The following is a 19,263-nucleotide window of genomic DNA, read 5'->3' as shown; positions in this document are numbered from 1 at the left end:
CTTAAAATCCCATTTTTTCAGCTTTTGCAATCACATCTTCGATAGAACCTACACCACGGAAGGCATCTTCTGGCAAGTGGTCGTGTTTACCATCAAGGATTTCCTTAAAGCCACGAACAGTTTCAGCAACTGGAACATAAGAACCTGGCTGACCAGTGAATTGTTCCGCAACGTTGAAGTTTTGTGACAAGAAGAACTGGATACGACGGGCACGAGCAACCAAGGTCTTTTCTTCATCAGAAAGCTCATCCATACCAAGGATAGCAATGATATCTTGCAATTCATGGTAACGTTGAAGAACGCGTTTTACTTCAGCAGCAACTGCATAGTGCTCTTCTCCAACGATTTCAGGTGCCAAGGCACGTGAGCTTGAAGCAAGTGGGTCAACGGCTGGGTAAATACCCAATTGTACCAACTTACGTTCCAAGTTTGTAGTAGAATCCAAGTGAGCAAAGGCTGTTGCTGGCGCTGGGTCAGTATAGTCATCCGCTGGCACATAGATAGCCTGGATAGAGGTTACAGAACCCTTCTTAGTTGATGTGATACGCTCTTGCAATTGACCCATTTCCGTAGCAAGTGTTGGTTGGTAACCAACGGCTGATGGCATACGACCCAAAAGGGCAGATACTTCTGAACCAGCCTGAGTGAAACGGAAGATATTATCGATAAAGAGAAGCACGTCTTGGCCTTCCACATCACGGAAGTATTCAGCGATTGTCAAACCAGTAAGGGCAACACGCATACGTGCTCCTGGTGGCTCATTCATCTGACCAAATACCATGGCTGTTTTCTCGATAACGCCTGATTCTTTCATTTCCCAGTAAAGGTCATTCCCCTCACGAGTACGTTCCCCAACACCGGTAAATACTGAAATACCACCGTGTTCTTGGGCAATGTTGTGAATCAATTCTTGGATTAAGACGGTTTTACCAACTCCGGCACCACCGAAAAGTCCAACCTTTCCACCTTTAAGGTAAGGGGCAAGAAGGTCGATAACCTTAATCCCTGTTTCAAGGATTTCAGAAGAGGTAGACAATTCATCAAAAGTTGGAGCTTTTTTATGAATTGGCTGACGCTCTGCATCTTCTGTAAAAGGAGCTTCCAAGTCAATGGTATCTCCCAAAACATTGAAGACACGTCCCAAAGTTTCTTTACCTACTGGTACAGAGATTGGACGACCTGTGTCCAATACTTCCATTCCACGAGTCAAACCATCTGTTGATTCCATGGCGATAGTACGGACCATACCATCTCCCAACTCCAAGGCTACTTCAAGGACGATTTTTGTTTTTCTTTCGTCATTTTTGTAGACGACAAGTGCATTGTTAATCTCAGGAAGTTTTTCCCCTGCTGCAAACAAGACGTCTACAACGGGACCGATAACCTGAGCAATTTTACCTGAACTCATCTCCTTCTCCTATTCTATATAAGATACTGTCGGTCCCTAGCTTAACTAGGTCCTAAGTTCATTTTCATACGAGCTGGACTAGAGCCTATTCTAAGGCACTAGCTCCTGCTACGATTTCTGTAATTTCTTGTGTAATCGCCGCCTGTCTGGCACGGTTATACTGAATTGTCAAATCATTAATGACTTTCTTAGCATTATCTGTCGCTGTTTGCATGGCTGTCATACCGGCAGCATTTTCAGCTGTCTTAGCATCGATAATAGCACCGTAAATCATACTTTCTGCAAATTGAGGCAACAACTGCTCCAAAATTTCTTCTCGGCTAGTTTCCAATTCAAAGGTCAAGCTGTAACTATCATCTGCTTCATTTGGATCCAAGTCAACAATTGGAAGCATTTGTTCCACACGCATTTGACTGGTTAGCGTATTGACATGGTGGTTATAGCAGACATAGAGTTCATCAAAAAGTTCATTTTGGTACATTTCAACAGTTTTTGAAATAATCTTACGAACTTCATCAAAGCTTGGTTGATCTGCCAAGCCACGTAGTTCATAAAGTGGTTGAATACCACGAGCTTTAAAGAAATCAGCTCCCATTCCACCAATACAGATCATTTCAAAACCTTTACCGTCTGGATGGTATTCTTCTTTCAGCTCCATAACGGCTTTCAGAATAGAAGAATTATAACCTCCAACCAAACCTCGGTCTGAAGTAATGACGATATAGCCTGTCTTCTTAACTGGACGACTAATCAACATCGGATTGGTTGAACTGCCAGCTCCATTCCCATGAAGAATATCCGTCAAAAGTTTACGAACTTTCTGAGCATAAACTTGGAAGTTGCGAGCAGCTTCTTCAGAACGCCCTAGCTTAGCAGCTGATACCATCTGCATGGCATTAGTGATTTGACTCGTATTTTTTGTTGAGGCGATTTTTGTTTTAATATCATTTAGAGATACTGCCATCTGACACCTCTATTCTTATTGGAAGCTGGTTTGATTGAGAAACTCTGTAATCGCAGCATCCAAGACTGCTTCTTCTGGCAAGTCTTTTGTATCACGAATGGTTTCCAAAATCTCTGGATGTTGAGCATCAAAGAAGGCATGGAACTCTTCCTCGAAACGAACAATATCATCTACTGGAACAGTATCCAAGAAACCATGTGTCAAAGCATAGAGAATGGTTACTTGTTTCTCAACAGGTAATGGTTTGTGAACAGGTTGTTTCAAGACTTCAACTGTACGACGTCCACGGTTCAACTTAGCCTGTGTTGCTGCGTCCAAGTCAGAACCAAACTTAGTGAAGGCTTCCAACTCACGGTATGAAGCAAGGTCGATACGAAGTGTACCAGCAACCTTTTTCATGGCTTTAATTTGTGCAGAACCACCTACACGTGATACAGATGAACCCGCATCAATGGCTGGACGAATACCCGCATTGAAGAGACCATCACCAAGGAAGATTTGTCCATCAGTGATTGAAATCACGTTGGTTGCGATATAGGCAGAGATATCTCCTGCTTGTGTCTCGATAAACGGTAGGGCTGTAATCGATCCACCACCAAGTTCATCAGAAACTTTAGCTGAGCGCTCAAGCAGACGGCTGTGAAGGTAGAAAACATCCCCTGGGAAAGCTTCACGACCTGGAGGACGACGAAGCAAGAGAGACAGTTCACGATAAGCTACCGCTTGTTTTGAAAGATCATCATAAACGATCAAAACATGTTTCCCTTGGTACATAAATTCTTCCGCCATGGCAACCCCAGCATAAGGAGCTAGGAAGAGCAATGGAGATGGTTGTGAAGCAGAGGCTGTCACAACGATTGTGTAGTCCAAAGCACCGTACTGACGTAGTGTTTCTACTTGCGTACGAACTGTTGATTCTTTTTGTCCAATCGCTACGTAGATACAGATCATATCTTGACCTTTTTGGTTCAAGATTGTATCAATCGCAATGGTTGTTTTCCCTGTCTGACGGTCACCGATAATCAACTCACGTTGACCACGACCAATCGGTACAAGGGCGTCAATAGCTTTCAAACCAGTTTGCAATGGTTCTGATACAGACTTACGTTGCATAACACCAGGAGCTGGTGCTTCTACTGGACGAGTTTTATCAGTGTGGATTTCTCCAAGACCGTCAACTGGACGACCGAGTGGATCCACAACACGACCAATCAGACTTTCACCTACTGGGACTTCCATGATTTTCCCTGTACGGCGGATTGTATCGCCTTCACGGATATCTGTAAAGTCACCTAGGATGATAATACCAACGTCTGTTGACTCCAAGTTTTGAGCCATACCATAAGAGCCGTTTTCAAAAATCAACAACTCTCCACTCATGGCATTTTCAAGGCCGTGAGCACGCGCGATACCGTCCCCGATATAGGTTACAACACCTGTTTCAGTCACATCAAAATTGGGTTTGAAATTTTCAATTTGTTGCTTAATTAAAGCGCTGATTTCTTGTGCGTTAATTGCCAAAAGAACACCACTTTCTATTTCAAATTTTCTTTAACAACTTTAAGTTGTTGTTTAATACTCACATCAATTGTCTTGTGATTGGCAAAAATGACAAAACCACCAATAAGACTTTCATCGATTTGTTCTTTTACACTCCTTACTTTAAGAGACATTTTTTTCTCAATCAAAGGGAGCAAGCGACTCTTCTGTTCATCAGTTAAAGGATGAGCTGAAGTAATCGTCACTTCAAATCGATTTGTTTCTTTTTCAAGTCGGTTCAAGCAATCTACAAGAATATCATAAAAAAGATTTGCTCTGTGATTGTAGATAAGAACCTGGATAAAGTTTTGCAATAAAGGTGACACTGAATCTTGGAAGAAAGTAATTGTTTTTTCCTTGTCAGACTCGTCTACTGCCACTTTTTTTAAAAAAGAAGGTAAGGCTGTTTCTTCAGCAACTTGCTTGATTTGAGCTAAGTCTGAAAAGATACGGTCTTCTTCTCCTTTTTCTATAACCAATTGGACAAAAGGCATGCTGTATTTTTCAATTACCTTTACTGTTTTCTTGTCCATTAAGCTTCTCCTAACTGATCGATATACTGATCAATGAGTTCTTTATGGGCATGACCGTCAAGGTTTTGTGAGATGATTTTACCAGCCAAGCTGATTGTCAAATCTGCTACCTCACCCTTAACGCTTTGTAAAGCTTCAGCTTTATTTTGAGCAATTTCTTGGTTCGCTTTTTCTTTCAAGCGTCCTGCTTCTAGCTTAGCATCTGCTAAAATACTAGCTTTACTTTTCTCAGCTGTTTCTTTCGCATTCTCGATGATTGTCTTAGCTTCTTTACGGCTACCAGCCAATTCATCTTCGCGTTTTTGAGCCAATACTTCTGCTTTTTGACGTGCTTGTTCAGCTCCGTCAATATCTGCTGCAATTTTTTCTGCTCTTTGTTCGAAAATGCTAGCCAAATTTGACCAAGCATATTTCTTAACCAAGACTAGCAAGAGAATAAAGGAACCAGCGATTAGTATAAAATCACCAAGTAATTCACCTACTGTTACATTCATAAACTACTCCTTTCTATTCTTCATCATTAATTTTATTTCCTAGGTACATTGAAGATAACAATGTAAATACATATGCTTGTACACAAGAAATAAAAACAGAAAATGCAGTCCAGATTAGATTTGTTCCAAAAGCAATAGGATACCAATAGAAGGCCTGATGAGAAAGTAGGACTAACATACTTGCCATCACTTCCCCTGCAAAGATATTACCAAAGACCCGCAATGCAAGTGAAAGGAGATTGGTAACTTCTTCCAAGAGATTCATTGGTGTCATAAAACCTGGTGTTACAAATGCTTTTAAATACTTTTTGATTCCACGACGACGAATTCCTTCTACGTGAGTCATTAAGATAATTGTAAAAGACAAGACCAAGTCAAATGACAAATTTGCTGTTGGTGAGGTCCAAAGATTTACACCATCTGTAGTCTGAATTCTAGCCATTAAGCCAATATTATTTGCAATGGCCATAAATAGGAATAAACAGAAATAAAAGAGAGAATAATCCTTTATCATTGGACCAAGGTTTGATTTTGTAAATCCAACAACAAAATCAAATAAATACTCTAATACATTTTGTTTTCCTGTGGGTCTCAAAGTCATATTTCGAGTTGCCCAATAAATAAAGCCAAAAATAAGTGCTACAGTCAACAAAGTCAAAACTACTATGGTTAAATTAAAGGTAACAGGACCAATATTGATGGTTGGATTAATACTTTCTTCCATCTAAAATCCTCCCTTTTTCAATTTATACTTCTTTTATTTGATGATAAATGAAAAGACAAGAGTAACGAAGAAAGTACCTTCAATAAAGGCAACCCCTAGGATCATCAAACTACGTAGTTCTGAGATGATATCTGGTTGGCGAGCAACTGATTTCAACAAACCGTTCATCAACATACCTTCACCAAGAGATACACCCATACAGGCAAGACATAGACCGAAAAATGTTAAATTCATGACGAATTCTCCTTTTAATTAAAATTTACTTACTTAGTTTAGTCCTAAAAATTGGATTTGTCAACTTTTTACTTACATTGAAAGCGTTTAATGAAAATTATTTACAATTTTACTATTTTTAAGTCTATTATATAGAAAACTTTGGAAAAAACTTGTAATAAATCCGTCTATTATCTAGGTCTTTCTGAAAAATAATGAAAAATCCGAGATGAAATCTCGGATGGAAATTAATATATTTTCTTTAACCTAAGGTTCTTTAGTAAGTAGGATTAAAGGGAAAGCAACTAGAAAGCTTTCATCTCCTACATGTTTATTAAGCACGCACTGTGACGCTAGTTCCATCTTCCTTATAAAGATTGATGAGACCTTCTTTAAGAGCTCGAACCATGTCTCCAGCTTGAACAGGTTGTGGAACCTTGATAGTCAATAGTTCCATTGGATTTGGAGCGCGATCGATCTTATTTCCTTTAGCATCATGCAAATCTTCGATATAAGTCTCAAAATGACGGAAACCTGGGCCATAAAACTCAACTTGGTCCCCTTCGTTAATGACGTTCCGTTGGCGAATGGTTGCTGTTTGTGTCGCATCATCGTAAGAAACCACTTCAGCGACAAACTTATACTCAGGAATTTTACGACGAGCACCAAACAACTGCTCATTTTCAGATGGTGTACCATAGTAGAAACCTGTTGCTAATTCACGTTGGGCAACCTTCCACATTTCATCAATCAAGTCCTGCTTGATAGCTTCAAACTTCTCTGGACTTTCTAGATAAGCATCAACAGCTGCCTTGTAGCAGTTGGTTACTGTTGATACGTAGTGAATAGACTTCATACGTCCTTCAATCTTGAGACTGTCCACACCGTTTTCAATCATATCTGGGATATGGTCAATCATGGACATATCAACGGCTGACATTGAAAATTCTTCAGGAATTTCACCTTTAAGACTCTTACGTTCCTTCCCAAATGGCATATCGTAAAGGTCGTACTTCCAACGACAAGACTGAGAGCAACCACCACGGTTAGCATCACGCATACTCATGTGGTTTGAAAGAGTACAACGACCAGAGTAAGAAATACACATGGCTCCATGAACAAAGGCTTCAATCTCAACATCTGTACGTTTGCGAATTTCTGCCAATTCTTCCATTGAAACCTCACGCGCCAAAACGACACGAGTTAAACCTAGTTCTTTCCAGAACTCAAGTGTTTCATAGTTAGTCGCACTTGCTTGGGTAGAGAGGTGGATTTCAAGACCAGGCGCTTCAGTCGCTGCAATCATAATCAAGGCTGGGTCAGACACGATAACTGCCGCGATTCCGATATCACGTAGTTTACGGAACCACTCACCAGCACCAGCCTCATTTCCTTCGTGCATAACCATATTGGCAGCTACATAGACTTTGGCACCGTACTTAGCCGCAAACTGTACGCCTTCTTCCATCTGTTCAAAGGTAAAGTTTCCAGCACGGCTACGAAGACCATAGGCCTGACCACCGATAAAGACAGCATCTGCCCCATACTGAACAGCTACCTTTAGCTTCTCTAAAGTCCCTGCAGGTGATAAAACCTCAGGACGTTTTAATGTTTTTGTCATGTTTTCTCCTATTTGCAATATAAAAGTTTGACGTTTTTCCTTCTCATTTTATAGTAAATAAGCCATAAAATCAAGCCTAGACAGATTGTTTTGACAATTCTAATCTTTTAAGAAAGCAAAAAAACTAGCCTTTCTAGACTAGTTGTTCTCAAGATAAAATTCAAATCGTTCGCCTACATATTGACTTTTTACGTATTCAAAAGCAGTACCATCTTCTAGGTAGGAAACCTGAGTCAAACCAAGAATAGCATGTCCTTTTTCAACTTCTAAATAGTGGGCAATTTTTTCCTTAGCAAGACGAGCATAAATAGTCTGCTGTGATTTACCGATACGGTAGCCGTGTTTTTGCAGAGTTTGGAAGAAATGACTGGTGATTTCTTCTTTTTTAAAATTCTTAATAAATTTTTCAGGAATAGAAGCAACTTCATAAACTAAAGGAACTTGGTCGGCATATCGAACCCGCTCCATTCGGATAATATTCTCCGTTGGAGAAATTCCTAGCTTGGCAACTTCCTGCTCATTGGGAATGGTTTTTCTGTAGGAAATGAGCTGGCTAGAGGGTACTTTACCTTGAGACTTAACAATTTCAGTAAAACTGGTTGTCCCTCGCATCTTTTCTTGTACCCGAGTACTGGAAACAAAGGTGCCACTTCCTACGCGGCGCTCTAAGACACCTTCTTCAACTAATAGAGATACAGCTTGGCGGAGGGTCATGCGACTGACCTCAAACTGCTCTGCTAAATCTCGTTCACTAGGAAGCCTCTCCCCAATAGCCCAACGGTGCTCGTCAATATCCTTTTTAATCTGATCGTGGATTTTCATATAAGCAGGTAGCATATTTTCACTTCATTTCTATCTTTTCTCTATTGTACCCCAATAAACTAGAAAAAGTCAAACTTCGCCTTGTTTAGTTGGTAATTCGCCCTTATTTGTGATAGAATATTGAAAAAAGATATTTCTTTTGAGAAAGGAAAAAGATGAGCAACATTTCAACTGATTTGCAAGATGTAGAAAAAATCATCGTATTGGATTATGGTAGCCAGTACAACCAGCTGATTTCACGCCGTATCCGTGAGATTGGTGTTTTTTCAGAACTAAAAAGCCATAAAATTTCAGCTGCTGAAGTTCGTGAAATCAATCCTGTAGGAATTATCCTTTCAGGCGGACCAAACTCTGTATACGAAGATGGTTCATTTGATATTGACCCAGAAATCTTCGAACTTGGAATTCCTATTTTGGGAATTTGTTACGGTATGCAGTTGTTAACTCATAAACTTGGAGGAAAAGTTGTCCCTGCAGGTGACGCTGGAAATCGCGAATACGGTCAATCAACTCTTACTCACACACCATCAGCTCTTTTTGAATCAACACCTGATGAACAGACTGTTTTGATGAGCCATGGTGATGCAGTTACTGAGATTCCTTCTGACTTTGTTCGTACAGGTACATCTGCTGACTGCCCATACGCAGCCATTGAAAACCCAGATAAACACATTTACGGTATCCAATTCCATCCAGAAGTTCGTCATTCTGTATACGGGAATGATATCCTTCGTAACTTTGCCCTTAACATCTGTAAAGCTAAAGGCGACTGGTCAATGGATAACTTCATTGATATGCAGATTCAAAAAATCCGTGAAACCGTCGGTGATAAACGTGTCCTTCTTGGTCTATCCGGTGGGGTTGACTCATCTGTCGTTGGGGTTCTTCTCCAAAAGGCTATTGGCGATCAATTGATCTGTATCTTCGTAGACCACGGTCTTCTTCGTAAAGGAGAAGCGGACCAAGTTATGGACATGCTTGGTGGTAAGTTTGGTTTGAATATCGTCAAAGCAGACGCTGCTAAACGTTTCCTTGATAAACTTGCTGGCGTTTCTGACCCAGAACAAAAACGTAAAATCATCGGTAACGAATTTGTGTATGTCTTTGATGACGAAGCAAGCAAGCTCAAAGATGTGAAATTCCTTGCTCAAGGTACCTTATATACAGACGTTATCGAGTCTGGTACAGATACAGCTCAAACTATCAAGTCACATCACAACGTGGGTGGTCTTCCAGAAGACATGCAGTTTAAATTGATCGAACCACTCAACACTCTCTATAAAGACGAAGTTCGTACCCTTGGTACAGAGCTTGGTATGCCAGACCATATCGTATGGCGCCAACCATTCCCAGGACCAGGCCTTGCTATCCGTGTTATGGGTGAAATCACTGAAGAAAAACTAGAAACAGTTCGTGAGTCAGACGCTATCCTTCGTGAAGAAATTGCTAAAGCTGGTCTTGACCGCGATATCTGGCAATACTTCACAGTTAACACAGGCGTTCGTTCAGTCGGTGTTATGGGTGACGGTCGTACATATGACTACACGATTGCAATTCGTGCTATCACCTCTATCGATGGTATGACTGCTGATTTTGCTAAAATTCCATGGGAAGTGCTTCAAAAAATCTCAGTACGTATCGTAAATGAAGTGGATCACGTTAACCGCATCGTCTACGACATTACAAGTAAACCACCAGCAACAGTTGAATGGGAATAGAGTTAATGAGCTAAAAAAGCCCTAGAATGAACTGCCCCCCAAAAGTTAGACAGAAAAAATCTAACTTTTGGGGTGTTTTTATCATGAAATTAACTTATGATGATAAAGTTCAGATCTATGAACTTAGAAAACAAGGATATAGCTTAGAGAAGCTTTCAAATAAATTTGGGATAAACAATTCTAATATTAGGTATATGATTAAATTGATTGATCGTTACGGAATAGAATTCGTCAAAAAAGGAAAAAATCGTTACTATTCTCCTGATTTAAAACAAGAAATGATTCATAAAGTCTTACATGAAGGCTGGACTAAAGATAGAGTTTCTCTTGAATATGGCCTCCCAAGTCGTACGATACTTCTTAATTGGCTAGCACAATACAAGAAAAACGGGTATACTATTGTTGAGAAAACAAGAGGGAGAGTACCTAAAATGGGACGTAAGCCAAAAAAGAGACCTGAAGAGAGGACAGAATTAGAACGTCTTCAAGCAGAAAATGAGTACCTGAGAGCGGAGAATGCTATCCTAAAAAAGTTAAGAGAACTCCGATTGAAGGAGGAAAAAGAGAAAGAAGAAAGACAGAAATTGTTCAAGAATTAATGACTGAGTTTTCGTTAGATATTCTTCTAAAAGCCATTAAACTAGCTCGTTCGACCTACTACTATCACTTGAAACAGCTAGAGAAACCAGATAAGGACCAAGAGCTTAAAGCTGAAATTCAATCCATTTTTATCGAACACAAGGGAAATTATGGTTATCGTCGGATTCATTTAGAACTAAGAAATCGTGGTTATCTGGTAAATCATAAAAGAGTTCAACGCTTGATGAAAGTACTCAATTTACAAGCTAAAATGCGACAGAAACGAAAATATTCTTCTCATAAAGGAGACGTTGGTAAGAAGGCAGAGAATCTCATTCAACGTCAATTTGAAGGCTCTAAAACAATGGAAAAGTGCTACACAGATGTGACAGAATTTGCCATTCCAGCAAGTACTCAAAAGCTTTACTTATCACCAGTTTTAGATGGCTTTAATAGCGAAATTATCGCCTATAATCTTTCAACTTCACCCAACTTAGAACAAGTAAAAACGATGTTGGAACAGGCATTCACAGATAAACACTATAAGAATACGATTCTCCATAGTGACCAAGGTTGGCAATACCAACACGATTCTTATCATCGGTTCCTAGAGAGTAAGGGAATTCAAGCATCCATGTCACGTAAGGGGAACAGTCCAGACAATGGTATGATGGAGTCCTTCTTTGGGATTCTGAAATCGGAAATGTTTTACGGTTATGAGAAGTCATTTCAGTCGCTTAAGCAATTGGAACAAGCCATTGTAGACTATATTGATTACTACAACAATAAACGAATTAAGGTAAAACTAAAAGGACTTAGCCCTGTACAATACAGAACTAAATCCTTCGGATAAATTAATTGTCTAACTTTTTGGGGTCAGTACAGAAATCAATATTTCTAAGGCTTTTTATTTTGCTTTAACAACAATTTAACAACAAAAACTATTTTTCAGTATTTAAACCTAATATCTTTTTAACCCTTTTGGTACTTTCTATATACATACCTTTCTTAGAGTCGCTAACAATTCTAGCATAATCTTCATTATCTTCACGCAATTCATAAACACGGTAAAAATCATTATTATATTCAAACTCACCAACAACATTTTCTTTTTTCATTATACTGCTCCCTTGTATATGAATTATAACTAATAATACGGTAAACTTCAATAGTTTACCGTATGAATCTAAAGTTTAATCGGACAGACTTCGCTAGTCAGACAAAACTTTAGATTGAAAATTTTTAGTATGCTGATTGCCATTAAATTTACTTTTTCTGATATTATTATCACTCACCACTACTTTCCCAGTCATTCTAGTAGCTACTTCTTTCATAGCATTTGGTCTTAAATGAGAGTACGTTCCAAGTGTTGTCTTAATATCAGCATGTCCTAGACGATTTTGCATTTCTAAATCATTCATTCCTAGAGAGAGCATAAAGCTGGCATGAGAGTGCCTTAAATCGTGGATCCTTATTGATTTTATTTTTGCGTAATCACTATGAGATTTTAGAACACGTTTAAGAGTTGATTTTACCAACGGACTATCTGCTATGGAAAATACAAATTTACATTCTCCTATCTGAGATTGTGCTTTCTTCCAATATTTCAAATGTTCTAATGTATCATCATCAAGATACAAAAGCCTTACACCTGATATAGATTTTGTATCAGTAAGATACCACTCTTTTTGGCTTTTATAATACATTGAACAGTCTATTAAAACAGTACCTTTTTCAAAATCTATTTTCGACCATTCAATAGCTTGTAATTCACTTGTTCTAACTCCAGTCATGAAGAAAAACCAAAATGTAGTAAAGTACAATAATTCATAGATATTAGATTTATCAAATGTACTAATAAATAGCTGAAATTCTTCCACTGTCCAAAAATCAACTTTAGGGCGGTCTTTCTTTACGTTTCCCACCGTTTTAGCAACATTACTTGATAACATACCTAGTTTAACTGCTAAATCAAAGACTTGTTGTAAGATTTGATGAACAGAACGAATATAATTATTAGACAATCCCTCTATAAACATTGAATTTTGCCATTGCTTAACATGAGGTGCTTGAATATCCGATAACTTCATATTCTCAAAATATGACAGTCTTTTAAATTTTGATTGTGTCATATCAAAAGTACGTTTTCTTACTTGGCTTTTATAGTCTGGTATAAAATAATCATCAAGAAACTTTTTAAAAGTCATTGTACTATTAACGGTTATAGAACCTTTACCAAAATCAGCAAGCATACGTAAGCGCCACTCTTGAGCTTCCTTTTGCGTTTTAAAGCCATTCTTAAACTTTTGTATCCTTTTGCCAGTCTGAACATCAAAACCTAGAGAAACAGTCGCTCTATACGTGCCATTACTCATAGGGTAAATACTAGATATTTTAGGCATTTTCCTTGATTTCCGTATCTAACAAGATATCTTCATCTATTTTCACTCCCAAAATTTCCTCAACTGTTTCAAGAGGTACACGTCCTAAACCCTTACTTTCATACCATGTTAGCCCTTGGTTTGCTAATTTTGTTTTAGCTTGCTTTACTAACATCATACCTTGCCATGATGAAAAGCCGAGTTTCATTAAATCATTTTTAGTAACAAATTTTGTCATTGTCTTTCTCCTTTTTGTATGTTATACTTTATATAGTTTTTTGTATTTGATGTGTGATTGATTTTCACGCATCTTTTTTTTGCATCTAGCCCATAAATTCCTATCATTCAGGAAAATATAGATGTTATCTATTTCTTGCCTTACTGGTATACACTTCCCAAAGCGTACTATACGAAAGTCAGTATTTAACCTTTCATCAAAGAACATCACAATTTTTTTAGTCATTTTTATTTCCCCCAGGAAAAACTATTATTTTGCTCTACGGAAAATTCTTTGACTTCTGTATGGTCTTTATCATTCATCTTTTCAAGGCCAAGAACTAACAAATAATTTATATACGCATTTGCAGATTCTACCCCTTGAGAACTCTCATAAGCCTTATAAACCTTGGTAAGTGTTCGAGCAACTTGAGTTTCTAAAAATTCTTTTGACTTAAGTAAAGTGGTTTCTTCTCTAACTGTCTTCAATTTTGTACGTTCCTTTGTTTGAATATATTCATTCCACCATGAAACAGTTTCCCTTCTAGATTTTTTTGTATCTATTGAGTATTTGTCTGATAAAACAAAACGATAGTGACTTGCTAATACAGAGAAAAACAAATCTTTCAATGGTTTCTTCATAGCCATATTTTGAGCAAATAATACAGCCTTGTCACCGAACAATCTTAACTCTGAACGAATCCACGAAGTAATTCCAATATCGCTTGCTTTCTCTCCTTGTTCCATTAACTTATTATATACACCCCACTGTTGCGAGTTACTTCCTTTTTTCCCAATATTTATAGTTTCTCCAACGATTTCCCCATCTTCAAGTCTGCCAGTTTCATGATACTCATATTTTTTTGAATAGCTAATGCATAGACCTTGTTTGCAATATTCGTATATTTTCTGAACTGATAAACTTCCATCATAAATATCATTTGCTACATCTAGCCTTGTAAAATGAGCACAATCATTTAGATACCTACTTACTAAAGCACTCCAGTTATTAACCGAACCGTCCATAAATTGTTCATATTGCCTACAACCATGCCCTCTCATCTCGGTAAATATTCCCATTCCATAATTCATTGAATTATCATCATTAAGAGAAAAATATACCTTAATATCTACATAGGCAAAATGATGATTATATCGGTTTGTACCGTACAACTCAAGAACGAAATCATTAAAATTTAATTTTAATAGTTCTTCAATTACATATTTACAAGATTTCATATAGTCGACATCATCAACTGGTTTGACTGTATTAGCAAACCAGTCAATAGTGACCGTATTACTCCTCTTCAAATTCTCTCACCTCTAATTTAATACCATCAAAGCATTGTCTTGAACCATTCCATTTTGGTTTAATAGCATAATCTGTCAGAGTGATATAACGAGTTAGACCTTTTTCTTTAAACATTTTAACTTTTTCTAAATCTCCTGAAATCTCAAAGGCAAAATCCTTCAATTCTTCAATCTCGGAAAACATACCTTTTTCTTCTAAGAATTGAGCCAATTCTCCATCTTTAGAATAAGCCGTGTAACGTTCAATTTTATCAGTTTTGGTACTTTCTCCGTTAATTTCAACATATTCATATTTTTCTCTAGCTTTGGAGAAATCAACTCTTAGCACTTCCGGTATCTCAAATTGCTCCTTGTCAAATTCAAATTCACCTTTAATAAATTGTGTTGCAGTTATTTTAAATTTTTCCATTTTTATATTTCCTTTTCTATACATTTGATAAAATTTCACAATCTTTTTTCACTTGCTGAAATATCCTTGTCTTTCGGCAAAAGACATCAAATAGGCTCTATTCCCTTGTGGCTCTAAGCGCCAATGCGATTTCGTTCAATAAAATGCACTCCGCGCCTACTCTCCCAAGGGTTTGAAGGTTCTTCAATGTCTTTTAGACCTACCTATTAGAGATTGTAGGTCTATTTTCAACTAAAAGTTTGTGAAATATACTGTGTTGACGATAGGTGACTAGTACCAACTAGTAGTAAACTATCCTTAGTTGCTAGTGAGCGCTAGTGAGCGCAGTCGCTGGCTTACGCTTGCTCCTGCTACTAGCTACTAGCAACAAGAAACCAAAATTACTAATATACTAGTCTTTGAAGAAAAATCCTCAAAGACTTTTTTATACAATCATAGGCAGTTACCCCCAATTCTTGCCAAACATAGTATAGTTTGATATAATTTGAATATACCTGTTAGGTATGTTTTGACTATATACCCTATAGGTATATTTGTCAACTGGGAACTTAAAACTTTTTGAGGTAAATTATATGGCATTAAGTAATACTGTATTAAAAGAGTTGCGTAAAGAAAAAAAACTAACTCAAACTGAACTAGCATCTAAATTAGATATAAGTCAGAAATCATATAGCAATTGGGAAAGTGGCAAGGCAGAACCTACTTTAGACAATATTATAAAATTAGCTAACATACTAGATACAACCACTGACGAACTATTAGGTCGGAAGGTAAATTTTGGAGATAGAATTTTAACTAAAAAAAACAAGTATGATTTAAGTATACTAAAAGAGTCCAACACACAAAGCCTTTATGATTTAAAAATGACATTAGCATTTGAACTATTAGATGAATCTTTAAATACAGAAATACTTAAAAAAACACTGATAGAGAAAAATAAAATTAATAAAGATGAAGAGTTAATTTTAGATACTATACTAGCTGAAGCAAAAGAATTTGCTGATGATGTTAACGAATTTTACAAATTCAAAAAATCTAATAAAAAATTCAAATGGCCATGGCAAAAAAATAACAACAATTTAACAACAAAAGACTCAAATAATATCAAATAGTACTCATTGATTGTATTATCAATCACTATTAAATCAACTATCCTAAATAGTCAATATATGACTTTTAGTGAGTGGGAGTAGACAAATCATGCTACCCGTCTAACGGGTGGTTTGTTCCAGGGCTATAAGCCCAAATTACCAGAGGCTGGGGCAAAAAGATTTTGATTTTAGGAATTCTTTATTATAAATTTTAAAAATCGATGGATTAGACAAAAAAGCGAACAAGACAGAATTCTGAGTGTCAGATAACTCGTTTTGTTCGCTTTTTATATTGGCTCTTTGTCAACTGTAGTGGGTTGAAGAAAAGCTAAGCTCGAGAAAGGACAAAATTTGCCCTTTCTTTTTTGATGTTCAGAGCGATAAAAATTCGTTTTTTGAAGTTTTCAAAGTTCCGAAAACCAAAGGCATTTCGCTTGATAAGTTTGATGAGATTATTAGTCGCTTCTAATTTGGCATTAGAATAAGGTAGTTGAAGGGCGTTGACAATCTTTTCTTTATCCTTGAGGAAGGTTTTAAAGACAGTCTGAAAAAGAGGATGAACCTGTTTAAGATTGTCCTCAATGAGTCCGAAAAATTTGTCTGGCTCCTTGTTCTGAAAGTGAAAAAGCAAGAGCTGATAGAGATGATAGTGGTGTCTCAAGTCTTCTGAATAGCTCAAAAGCTTGTCTAGAATCTCTTTATTCGTTAAGTGCATACGAAAAGTAGGGCGATAAAATCGTTTATCACTCAGTTTACGACTATCCTGCTGGATGAGCTTCCAGTAGCGCTTGATGGCCTTGTATTCATGAGATTTTCGATTGAACTGATTCATGATTTGAACACGGACACGACTCATAGCGCGGCTGAGATGTTGGACAATGTGAAAGCGGTCGAGAACGATTTTAGCGTTAGGAAAAAGTTTTCTGGTAATATCGTAGTAGGGGCTAAACATATCCATAGTAATGATTTTCACCTGACAACGAACGGCTCTATCGTAGCGCAGAAAGTGATTTCGGATGATAGCTTGTGTTCTACCTTCAAGAACGGTGATAATGTTGAGATTATCAAAGTCTTGTGCAATGAAACTCATTTTTCCCTTGGTAAAGGCATACTCGTCCCAAGACATAATCTCTGGAAGATGAGAAAAATCATACTTAAAACGGAAGTCATTGAGCTTGCGAATGAGAGTTGAAGTTGAAATAGCCAGTTGATGAGCGATATCGGTCATAGAAGTTTTTTCAATCAACTTTTGCGCAATCTTTTGGTTGATGATACGAGGAATTTGGTGATTTTTCTTGACGAGAGAGGTCTCGGCTACCATCATTTTAGAGCAGTGATAGCACTTGAAACGACGCTTTTTAAGGAGGATTCTGGTAGGCATACCAGTTGTTTCAAGGTAAGGAATTTTCGATGGTTTTTGGAAGTCATATTTCTTCATTTGACTTCCACATTCAGGACAAGATGGGGCCTCATAATCCAGTTTGGCGATGATTTCCTTGTGGGTACCTCTATTAACAACATCCATAATTTGGACATTAGGGTCTTTGATATCGAGTAGTTTTGTGATAAAATGTAATTGTTCCATATGAATCTTTCTAATGAGTTGTTTAGTCGCTTTTCATTATAGGTTATATGGGACTTTTTTTCTACACAAAAATAGGCTCCATAATATCTATAGGGGGGTTACCCACTACAAATATTATAGAGCCTTTTTTCTTATCTAATTATTGATTTAACAAAAAACTCCAAGCAGGCAGATCCTGCTAACTCATGACAGAAAAAGAAGTTTAGCCTATACTGAAGGCGAACAATACCAAACTGTGGTGTTTAATAGGGCTTTTCCTAGCCTGTATAAAAAACTGGATGAACAAGAGTCGTGAGCTAATTCGAATATGCCTTGAGCATGAAAATATCTTACTAGTAGCCTCTTGTTCTATTGTTCAAATAGTTAACAGGAGGTTTTTATAATGGAAGTCATGATTGAAACGTGTTGTGGTATTGATGTCCACCAAAAATCCATTGTTTGTTGTATTCTAGACTGTCCACTAGATACCAATAAACCAAAGAAAATTCAGAAGAAATTTGGGACAACTACAGTAGCTCTTCGCAATGCCTTAGATTGGGTGGTGAAAAACCATATCACACATGTCTTTTTTGAAAGTACTGGGCAATATTGGCTCCCTCTCTTTACTATCTTTTCAGATTCTGATTTCGTCTTAGTACTTGCCAATCCTCAACATATCAAGAATGTGCCTGGTCGAAAAACAGACATGAAGGACGCTGAATGGATTGCTCAACTCGGCCGTTGCGGACTGATTGAACCTTCCTATATTCCAGCACCTGAAGTGGTACAGCTTCGTTTACTGACACGTCGCATGCGTTCTTACAAGCAGCGTCAAACTCAAGTCAAAAATGAAATTCACAATCTCTTACAACGGGGCCAATATCAAGCTAAGCAGTTATCTTTCTGATATTTTTTCTAAGACGGGGCAAGCACTTTTAAAATTATTCATTAACGGAGAAGCAATTAATGTAGAATCTGTTATCTCTTGTATCCAGAAGCGAGTGAAAGCAAGTCCAGAAGAACTCGTGGAAGCGATGGAAGGAAAGTTGTCACTAGAAGACCGCTTCCTCTTAGGCCAGAGCTTAGAGGAGTGTCAGATGTATCAGGAACTCATTGAAAAATTGACCGATGAGATTCAACACTACATCGAAAAGGAGTTTCCCTGAGGAAAATAGGATACTTCAAACCATTCCAGGTGTGAATGAAAACTGTGCTGCCACTATTCTAGCTGAGATTGGACCAACTGTTACGACCTTTCCATCCGATGCACACTTAGCATCATGGGCTGGGCTCTGTCCAGGGTCTTATGAAAGTGCTGGCATTAAAAAATCCTCACACATCACGCAAGGAAATCGCTATATCAAACAGGCTTTGACCCTGTCGGGATTAATTGCAGCACATTCTATCTAAGGATCCAGCTTTTTCTTCTTTTTACAATCGAATTTCCCAAAGAGGAAGCAAGAGGAAGGCGATTATTGCTTGTGCTCATAAGATTCTCAGAATCATTTACAAACTACTCTCCACCAAGCAGACTTATCAAAAAGAAAAGGCGCTAGGACTGAGGAAACAGTTCTAACGCCAAAACTAAAAAAATTTCAATTACAGTATAGCACAGGAAATGATTTTTTGAGCTTTTTACTGTCTTTTTTCAAATAAAGGAGGTTGGGACAATAGTC

The 19,263-nt window shown here is 37.6% G+C and carries 21 protein-coding genes; 6 read left to right on the top strand and 15 right to left on the bottom strand.

What is annotated here, in order from left to right; translation table 11 throughout:
- Position 1 precedes the first annotated feature (1 nt).
- The 9 genes from atpD to ACLV7W_RS03520 form a co-directional block, all read right to left on the bottom strand.
- The gene (gene atpD, locus ACLV7W_RS03560; RefSeq protein ID WP_000094357.1) at positions 2–1,408 is read right to left on the bottom strand and encodes a F0F1 ATP synthase subunit beta; all 1,407 of its coding nucleotides are present in this window, start codon (positions 1,406–1,408) and stop codon (positions 2–4) included.
- A gap of 85 nt (positions 1,409–1,493) precedes the next feature.
- Positions 1,494–2,372 carry a F0F1 ATP synthase subunit gamma gene (locus ACLV7W_RS03555; RefSeq protein WP_000301224.1) on the bottom strand — a complete coding sequence of 293 codons (879 nt, stop codon included), beginning with the start codon at positions 2,370–2,372 and terminating at the stop codon, positions 1,494–1,496.
- A 15-nt stretch (positions 2,373–2,387) separates the two neighbouring features.
- On the bottom strand, positions 2,388–3,893 hold the full coding sequence (gene atpA, locus ACLV7W_RS03550) for a F0F1 ATP synthase subunit alpha (RefSeq protein ID WP_000996629.1): 1,506 nt from the start codon (positions 3,891–3,893) through the stop codon (positions 2,388–2,390).
- Positions 3,894–3,907: 14 nt separating this feature from the next.
- The gene (locus ACLV7W_RS03545) at positions 3,908–4,444 is read right to left on the bottom strand and encodes a F0F1 ATP synthase subunit delta (RefSeq protein ID WP_000359020.1); all 537 of its coding nucleotides are present in this window, start codon (positions 4,442–4,444) and stop codon (positions 3,908–3,910) included.
- The gene (gene atpF / locus ACLV7W_RS03540; protein WP_020902744.1) at positions 4,444–4,938 is read right to left on the bottom strand and encodes a F0F1 ATP synthase subunit B; all 495 of its coding nucleotides are present in this window, start codon (positions 4,936–4,938) and stop codon (positions 4,444–4,446) included. Before atpF ends, ACLV7W_RS03545 begins: the two co-directional genes overlap by 1 nt.
- A 13-nt stretch (positions 4,939–4,951) precedes the next feature.
- Positions 4,952–5,662, bottom strand: a complete 711-nt coding sequence (gene atpB, locus ACLV7W_RS03535) for a F0F1 ATP synthase subunit A (protein ID WP_000392870.1) — start codon at positions 5,660–5,662, stop codon at positions 4,952–4,954.
- A 33-nt stretch (positions 5,663–5,695) separates the two neighbouring features.
- A complete protein-coding gene (locus ACLV7W_RS03530; RefSeq protein WP_001054560.1) occupies positions 5,696–5,896 on the bottom strand; it encodes a F0F1 ATP synthase subunit C in 201 nt (66 codons plus the stop codon).
- Between the two features lie 313 nt (positions 5,897–6,209).
- Positions 6,210–7,496, bottom strand: a complete 1,287-nt coding sequence (locus ACLV7W_RS03525; RefSeq protein ID WP_000169065.1) for a peptidase U32 family protein — start codon at positions 7,494–7,496, stop codon at positions 6,210–6,212.
- Positions 7,497–7,634: 138 nt separating this feature from the next.
- The gene (locus ACLV7W_RS03520; protein ID WP_050203718.1) at positions 7,635–8,333 is read right to left on the bottom strand and encodes a GntR family transcriptional regulator; all 699 of its coding nucleotides are present in this window, start codon (positions 8,331–8,333) and stop codon (positions 7,635–7,637) included.
- A 140-nt stretch (positions 8,334–8,473) separates the two neighbouring features.
- Between ACLV7W_RS03520 and guaA the strand changes: the two genes are divergently transcribed.
- Complete coding sequence (gene guaA, locus ACLV7W_RS03515; protein WP_411865441.1) at positions 8,474–10,036, top strand: glutamine-hydrolyzing GMP synthase; 1,563 nt, start codon at positions 8,474–8,476, stop codon at positions 10,034–10,036.
- 83 nt (positions 10,037–10,119) lie between these two features.
- A protein-coding gene (locus ACLV7W_RS03510) for an IS3 family transposase (RefSeq protein ID WP_411865386.1) occupies positions 10,120–11,468 on the top strand; the annotation gives its coding sequence in 2 pieces (ribosomal slippage) (positions 10,120–10,561 and positions 10,561–11,468; 1,350 coding nt in all).
- Between the two features lie 88 nt (positions 11,469–11,556).
- Here ACLV7W_RS03510 and ACLV7W_RS03505 read toward each other — a convergent pair.
- The 5 genes from ACLV7W_RS03505 to ACLV7W_RS03485 form a co-directional block, all read right to left on the bottom strand.
- The gene (locus ACLV7W_RS03505) at positions 11,557–11,733 is read right to left on the bottom strand and encodes a hypothetical protein (protein ID WP_153210168.1); all 177 of its coding nucleotides are present in this window, start codon (positions 11,731–11,733) and stop codon (positions 11,557–11,559) included.
- A 93-nt stretch (positions 11,734–11,826) separates the two neighbouring features.
- Positions 11,827–13,017, bottom strand: coding sequence for a tyrosine-type recombinase/integrase (locus ACLV7W_RS03500; protein ID WP_153210169.1), 1,191 nt, complete (start codon positions 13,015–13,017; stop codon positions 11,827–11,829).
- Positions 13,010–13,234: a DUF3173 family protein gene (locus ACLV7W_RS03495; protein WP_153210170.1), complete on the bottom strand. Its 225-nt coding sequence runs from the start codon at positions 13,232–13,234 to the stop codon at positions 13,010–13,012. Before ACLV7W_RS03495 ends, ACLV7W_RS03500 begins: the two co-directional genes overlap by 8 nt.
- A gap of 227 nt (positions 13,235–13,461) precedes the next feature.
- Complete coding sequence (locus ACLV7W_RS03490) at positions 13,462–14,523, bottom strand: replication initiation factor domain-containing protein (protein WP_411865440.1); 1,062 nt, start codon at positions 14,521–14,523, stop codon at positions 13,462–13,464.
- Positions 14,510–14,932: a hypothetical protein gene (locus tag ACLV7W_RS03485; RefSeq protein WP_153210171.1), complete on the bottom strand. Its 423-nt coding sequence runs from the start codon at positions 14,930–14,932 to the stop codon at positions 14,510–14,512. The genes ACLV7W_RS03490 and ACLV7W_RS03485 overlap by 14 nt, the downstream gene beginning before the upstream one ends.
- A gap of 572 nt (positions 14,933–15,504) precedes the next feature.
- On the opposite strand from ACLV7W_RS03485, the gene ACLV7W_RS03480 reads away from it, so the two are divergent.
- Complete coding sequence (locus ACLV7W_RS03480; protein WP_153210172.1) at positions 15,505–16,044, top strand: helix-turn-helix domain-containing protein; 540 nt, start codon at positions 15,505–15,507, stop codon at positions 16,042–16,044.
- Between the two features lie 307 nt (positions 16,045–16,351).
- Here ACLV7W_RS03480 and ACLV7W_RS03475 read toward each other — a convergent pair whose 3' ends face one another.
- Positions 16,352–17,608 carry an ISL3 family transposase gene (locus ACLV7W_RS03475; protein ID WP_411865439.1) on the bottom strand — a complete coding sequence of 419 codons (1,257 nt, stop codon included), beginning with the start codon at positions 17,606–17,608 and terminating at the stop codon, positions 16,352–16,354.
- A 382-nt stretch (positions 17,609–17,990) separates the two neighbouring features.
- Between ACLV7W_RS03475 and ACLV7W_RS03470 the strand changes: the two genes are divergently transcribed.
- Genes ACLV7W_RS03470 through ACLV7W_RS03460 form a run of 3 tightly spaced genes read left to right on the top strand, consistent with a single transcriptional unit; the run spans position 17,991 to position 18,997 of the window.
- On the top strand, positions 17,991–18,494 hold the full coding sequence (locus ACLV7W_RS03470; protein ID WP_228112225.1) for an IS110 family transposase: 504 nt from the start codon (positions 17,991–17,993) through the stop codon (positions 18,492–18,494).
- A complete protein-coding gene (locus ACLV7W_RS03465) occupies positions 18,436–18,753 on the top strand; it encodes a hypothetical protein (protein ID WP_228112226.1) in 318 nt (105 codons plus the stop codon). The genes ACLV7W_RS03470 and ACLV7W_RS03465 overlap by 59 nt, the downstream gene beginning before the upstream one ends.
- Entirely contained in the window at positions 18,716–18,997 is a 282-nt protein-coding gene (locus ACLV7W_RS03460) for a transposase (RefSeq protein WP_153210213.1), read from the top strand. Before ACLV7W_RS03465 ends, ACLV7W_RS03460 begins: the two co-directional genes overlap by 38 nt.
- Positions 18,998–19,263 lie beyond the last annotated feature (266 nt).

The sequence above is a fragment of the Streptococcus mitis genome, from assembly GCF_965111735.1.
GTDB classification, from domain to species: domain Bacteria; phylum Bacillota; class Bacilli; order Lactobacillales; family Streptococcaceae; genus Streptococcus; species Streptococcus mitis_DR.
The sequence above is the reverse complement of the archived record's forward strand: the minus strand, read 5'-3'. Positions and strand labels throughout refer to the sequence as shown.

Bases quoted from the DNA above. Each gene is read 5' to 3' on its own strand.
- ACLV7W_RS03500 (WP_153210169.1), bottom strand. From the start codon at position 13,017: ATGCCTAAAATATCTAGTATTTACCCTATGAGTAATGGCACGTATAGA.
- ACLV7W_RS03555 (WP_000301224.1), bottom strand. From the start codon at position 2,372: ATGGCAGTATCTCTAAATGATATTAAAACAAAAATCGCCTCAACAAAA.
- ACLV7W_RS03520 (WP_050203718.1), bottom strand. From the start codon at position 8,333: ATGCTACCTGCTTATATGAAAATCCACGATCAGATTAAAAAGGATATT.
- ACLV7W_RS03470 (WP_228112225.1), top strand. From the start codon at position 17,991: ATGGAAGTCATGATTGAAACGTGTTGTGGTATTGATGTCCACCAAAAA.
- atpF (WP_020902744.1), bottom strand. From the start codon at position 4,938: ATGAATGTAACAGTAGGTGAATTACTTGGTGATTTTATACTAATCGCT.
- ACLV7W_RS03475 (WP_411865439.1), bottom strand. From the start codon at position 17,608: ATGGAACAATTACATTTTATCACAAAACTACTCGATATCAAAGACCCT.
- atpB (WP_000392870.1), bottom strand. From the start codon at position 5,662: ATGGAAGAAAGTATTAATCCAACCATCAATATTGGTCCTGTTACCTTT.
- atpD (WP_000094357.1), bottom strand. From the start codon at position 1,408: ATGAGTTCAGGTAAAATTGCTCAGGTTATCGGTCCCGTTGTAGACGTC.
- ACLV7W_RS03530 (WP_001054560.1), bottom strand. From the start codon at position 5,896: ATGAATTTAACATTTTTCGGTCTATGTCTTGCCTGTATGGGTGTATCT.
- ACLV7W_RS03495 (WP_153210170.1), bottom strand. From the start codon at position 13,234: ATGACAAAATTTGTTACTAAAAATGATTTAATGAAACTCGGCTTTTCA.
- ACLV7W_RS03480 (WP_153210172.1), top strand. From the start codon at position 15,505: ATGGCATTAAGTAATACTGTATTAAAAGAGTTGCGTAAAGAAAAAAAA.
- guaA (WP_411865441.1), top strand. From the start codon at position 8,474: ATGAGCAACATTTCAACTGATTTGCAAGATGTAGAAAAAATCATCGTA.
- ACLV7W_RS03485 (WP_153210171.1), bottom strand. From the start codon at position 14,932: ATGGAAAAATTTAAAATAACTGCAACACAATTTATTAAAGGTGAATTT.
- ACLV7W_RS03460 (WP_153210213.1), top strand. From the start codon at position 18,716: ATGAGATTCAACACTACATCGAAAAGGAGTTTCCCTGAGGAAAATAGG.
- ACLV7W_RS03525 (WP_000169065.1), bottom strand. From the start codon at position 7,496: ATGACAAAAACATTAAAACGTCCTGAGGTTTTATCACCTGCAGGGACT.
- ACLV7W_RS03505 (WP_153210168.1), bottom strand. From the start codon at position 11,733: ATGAAAAAAGAAAATGTTGTTGGTGAGTTTGAATATAATAATGATTTT.
- ACLV7W_RS03545 (WP_000359020.1), bottom strand. From the start codon at position 4,444: ATGGACAAGAAAACAGTAAAGGTAATTGAAAAATACAGCATGCCTTTT.
- ACLV7W_RS03465 (WP_228112226.1), top strand. From the start codon at position 18,436: ATGAAATTCACAATCTCTTACAACGGGGCCAATATCAAGCTAAGCAGT.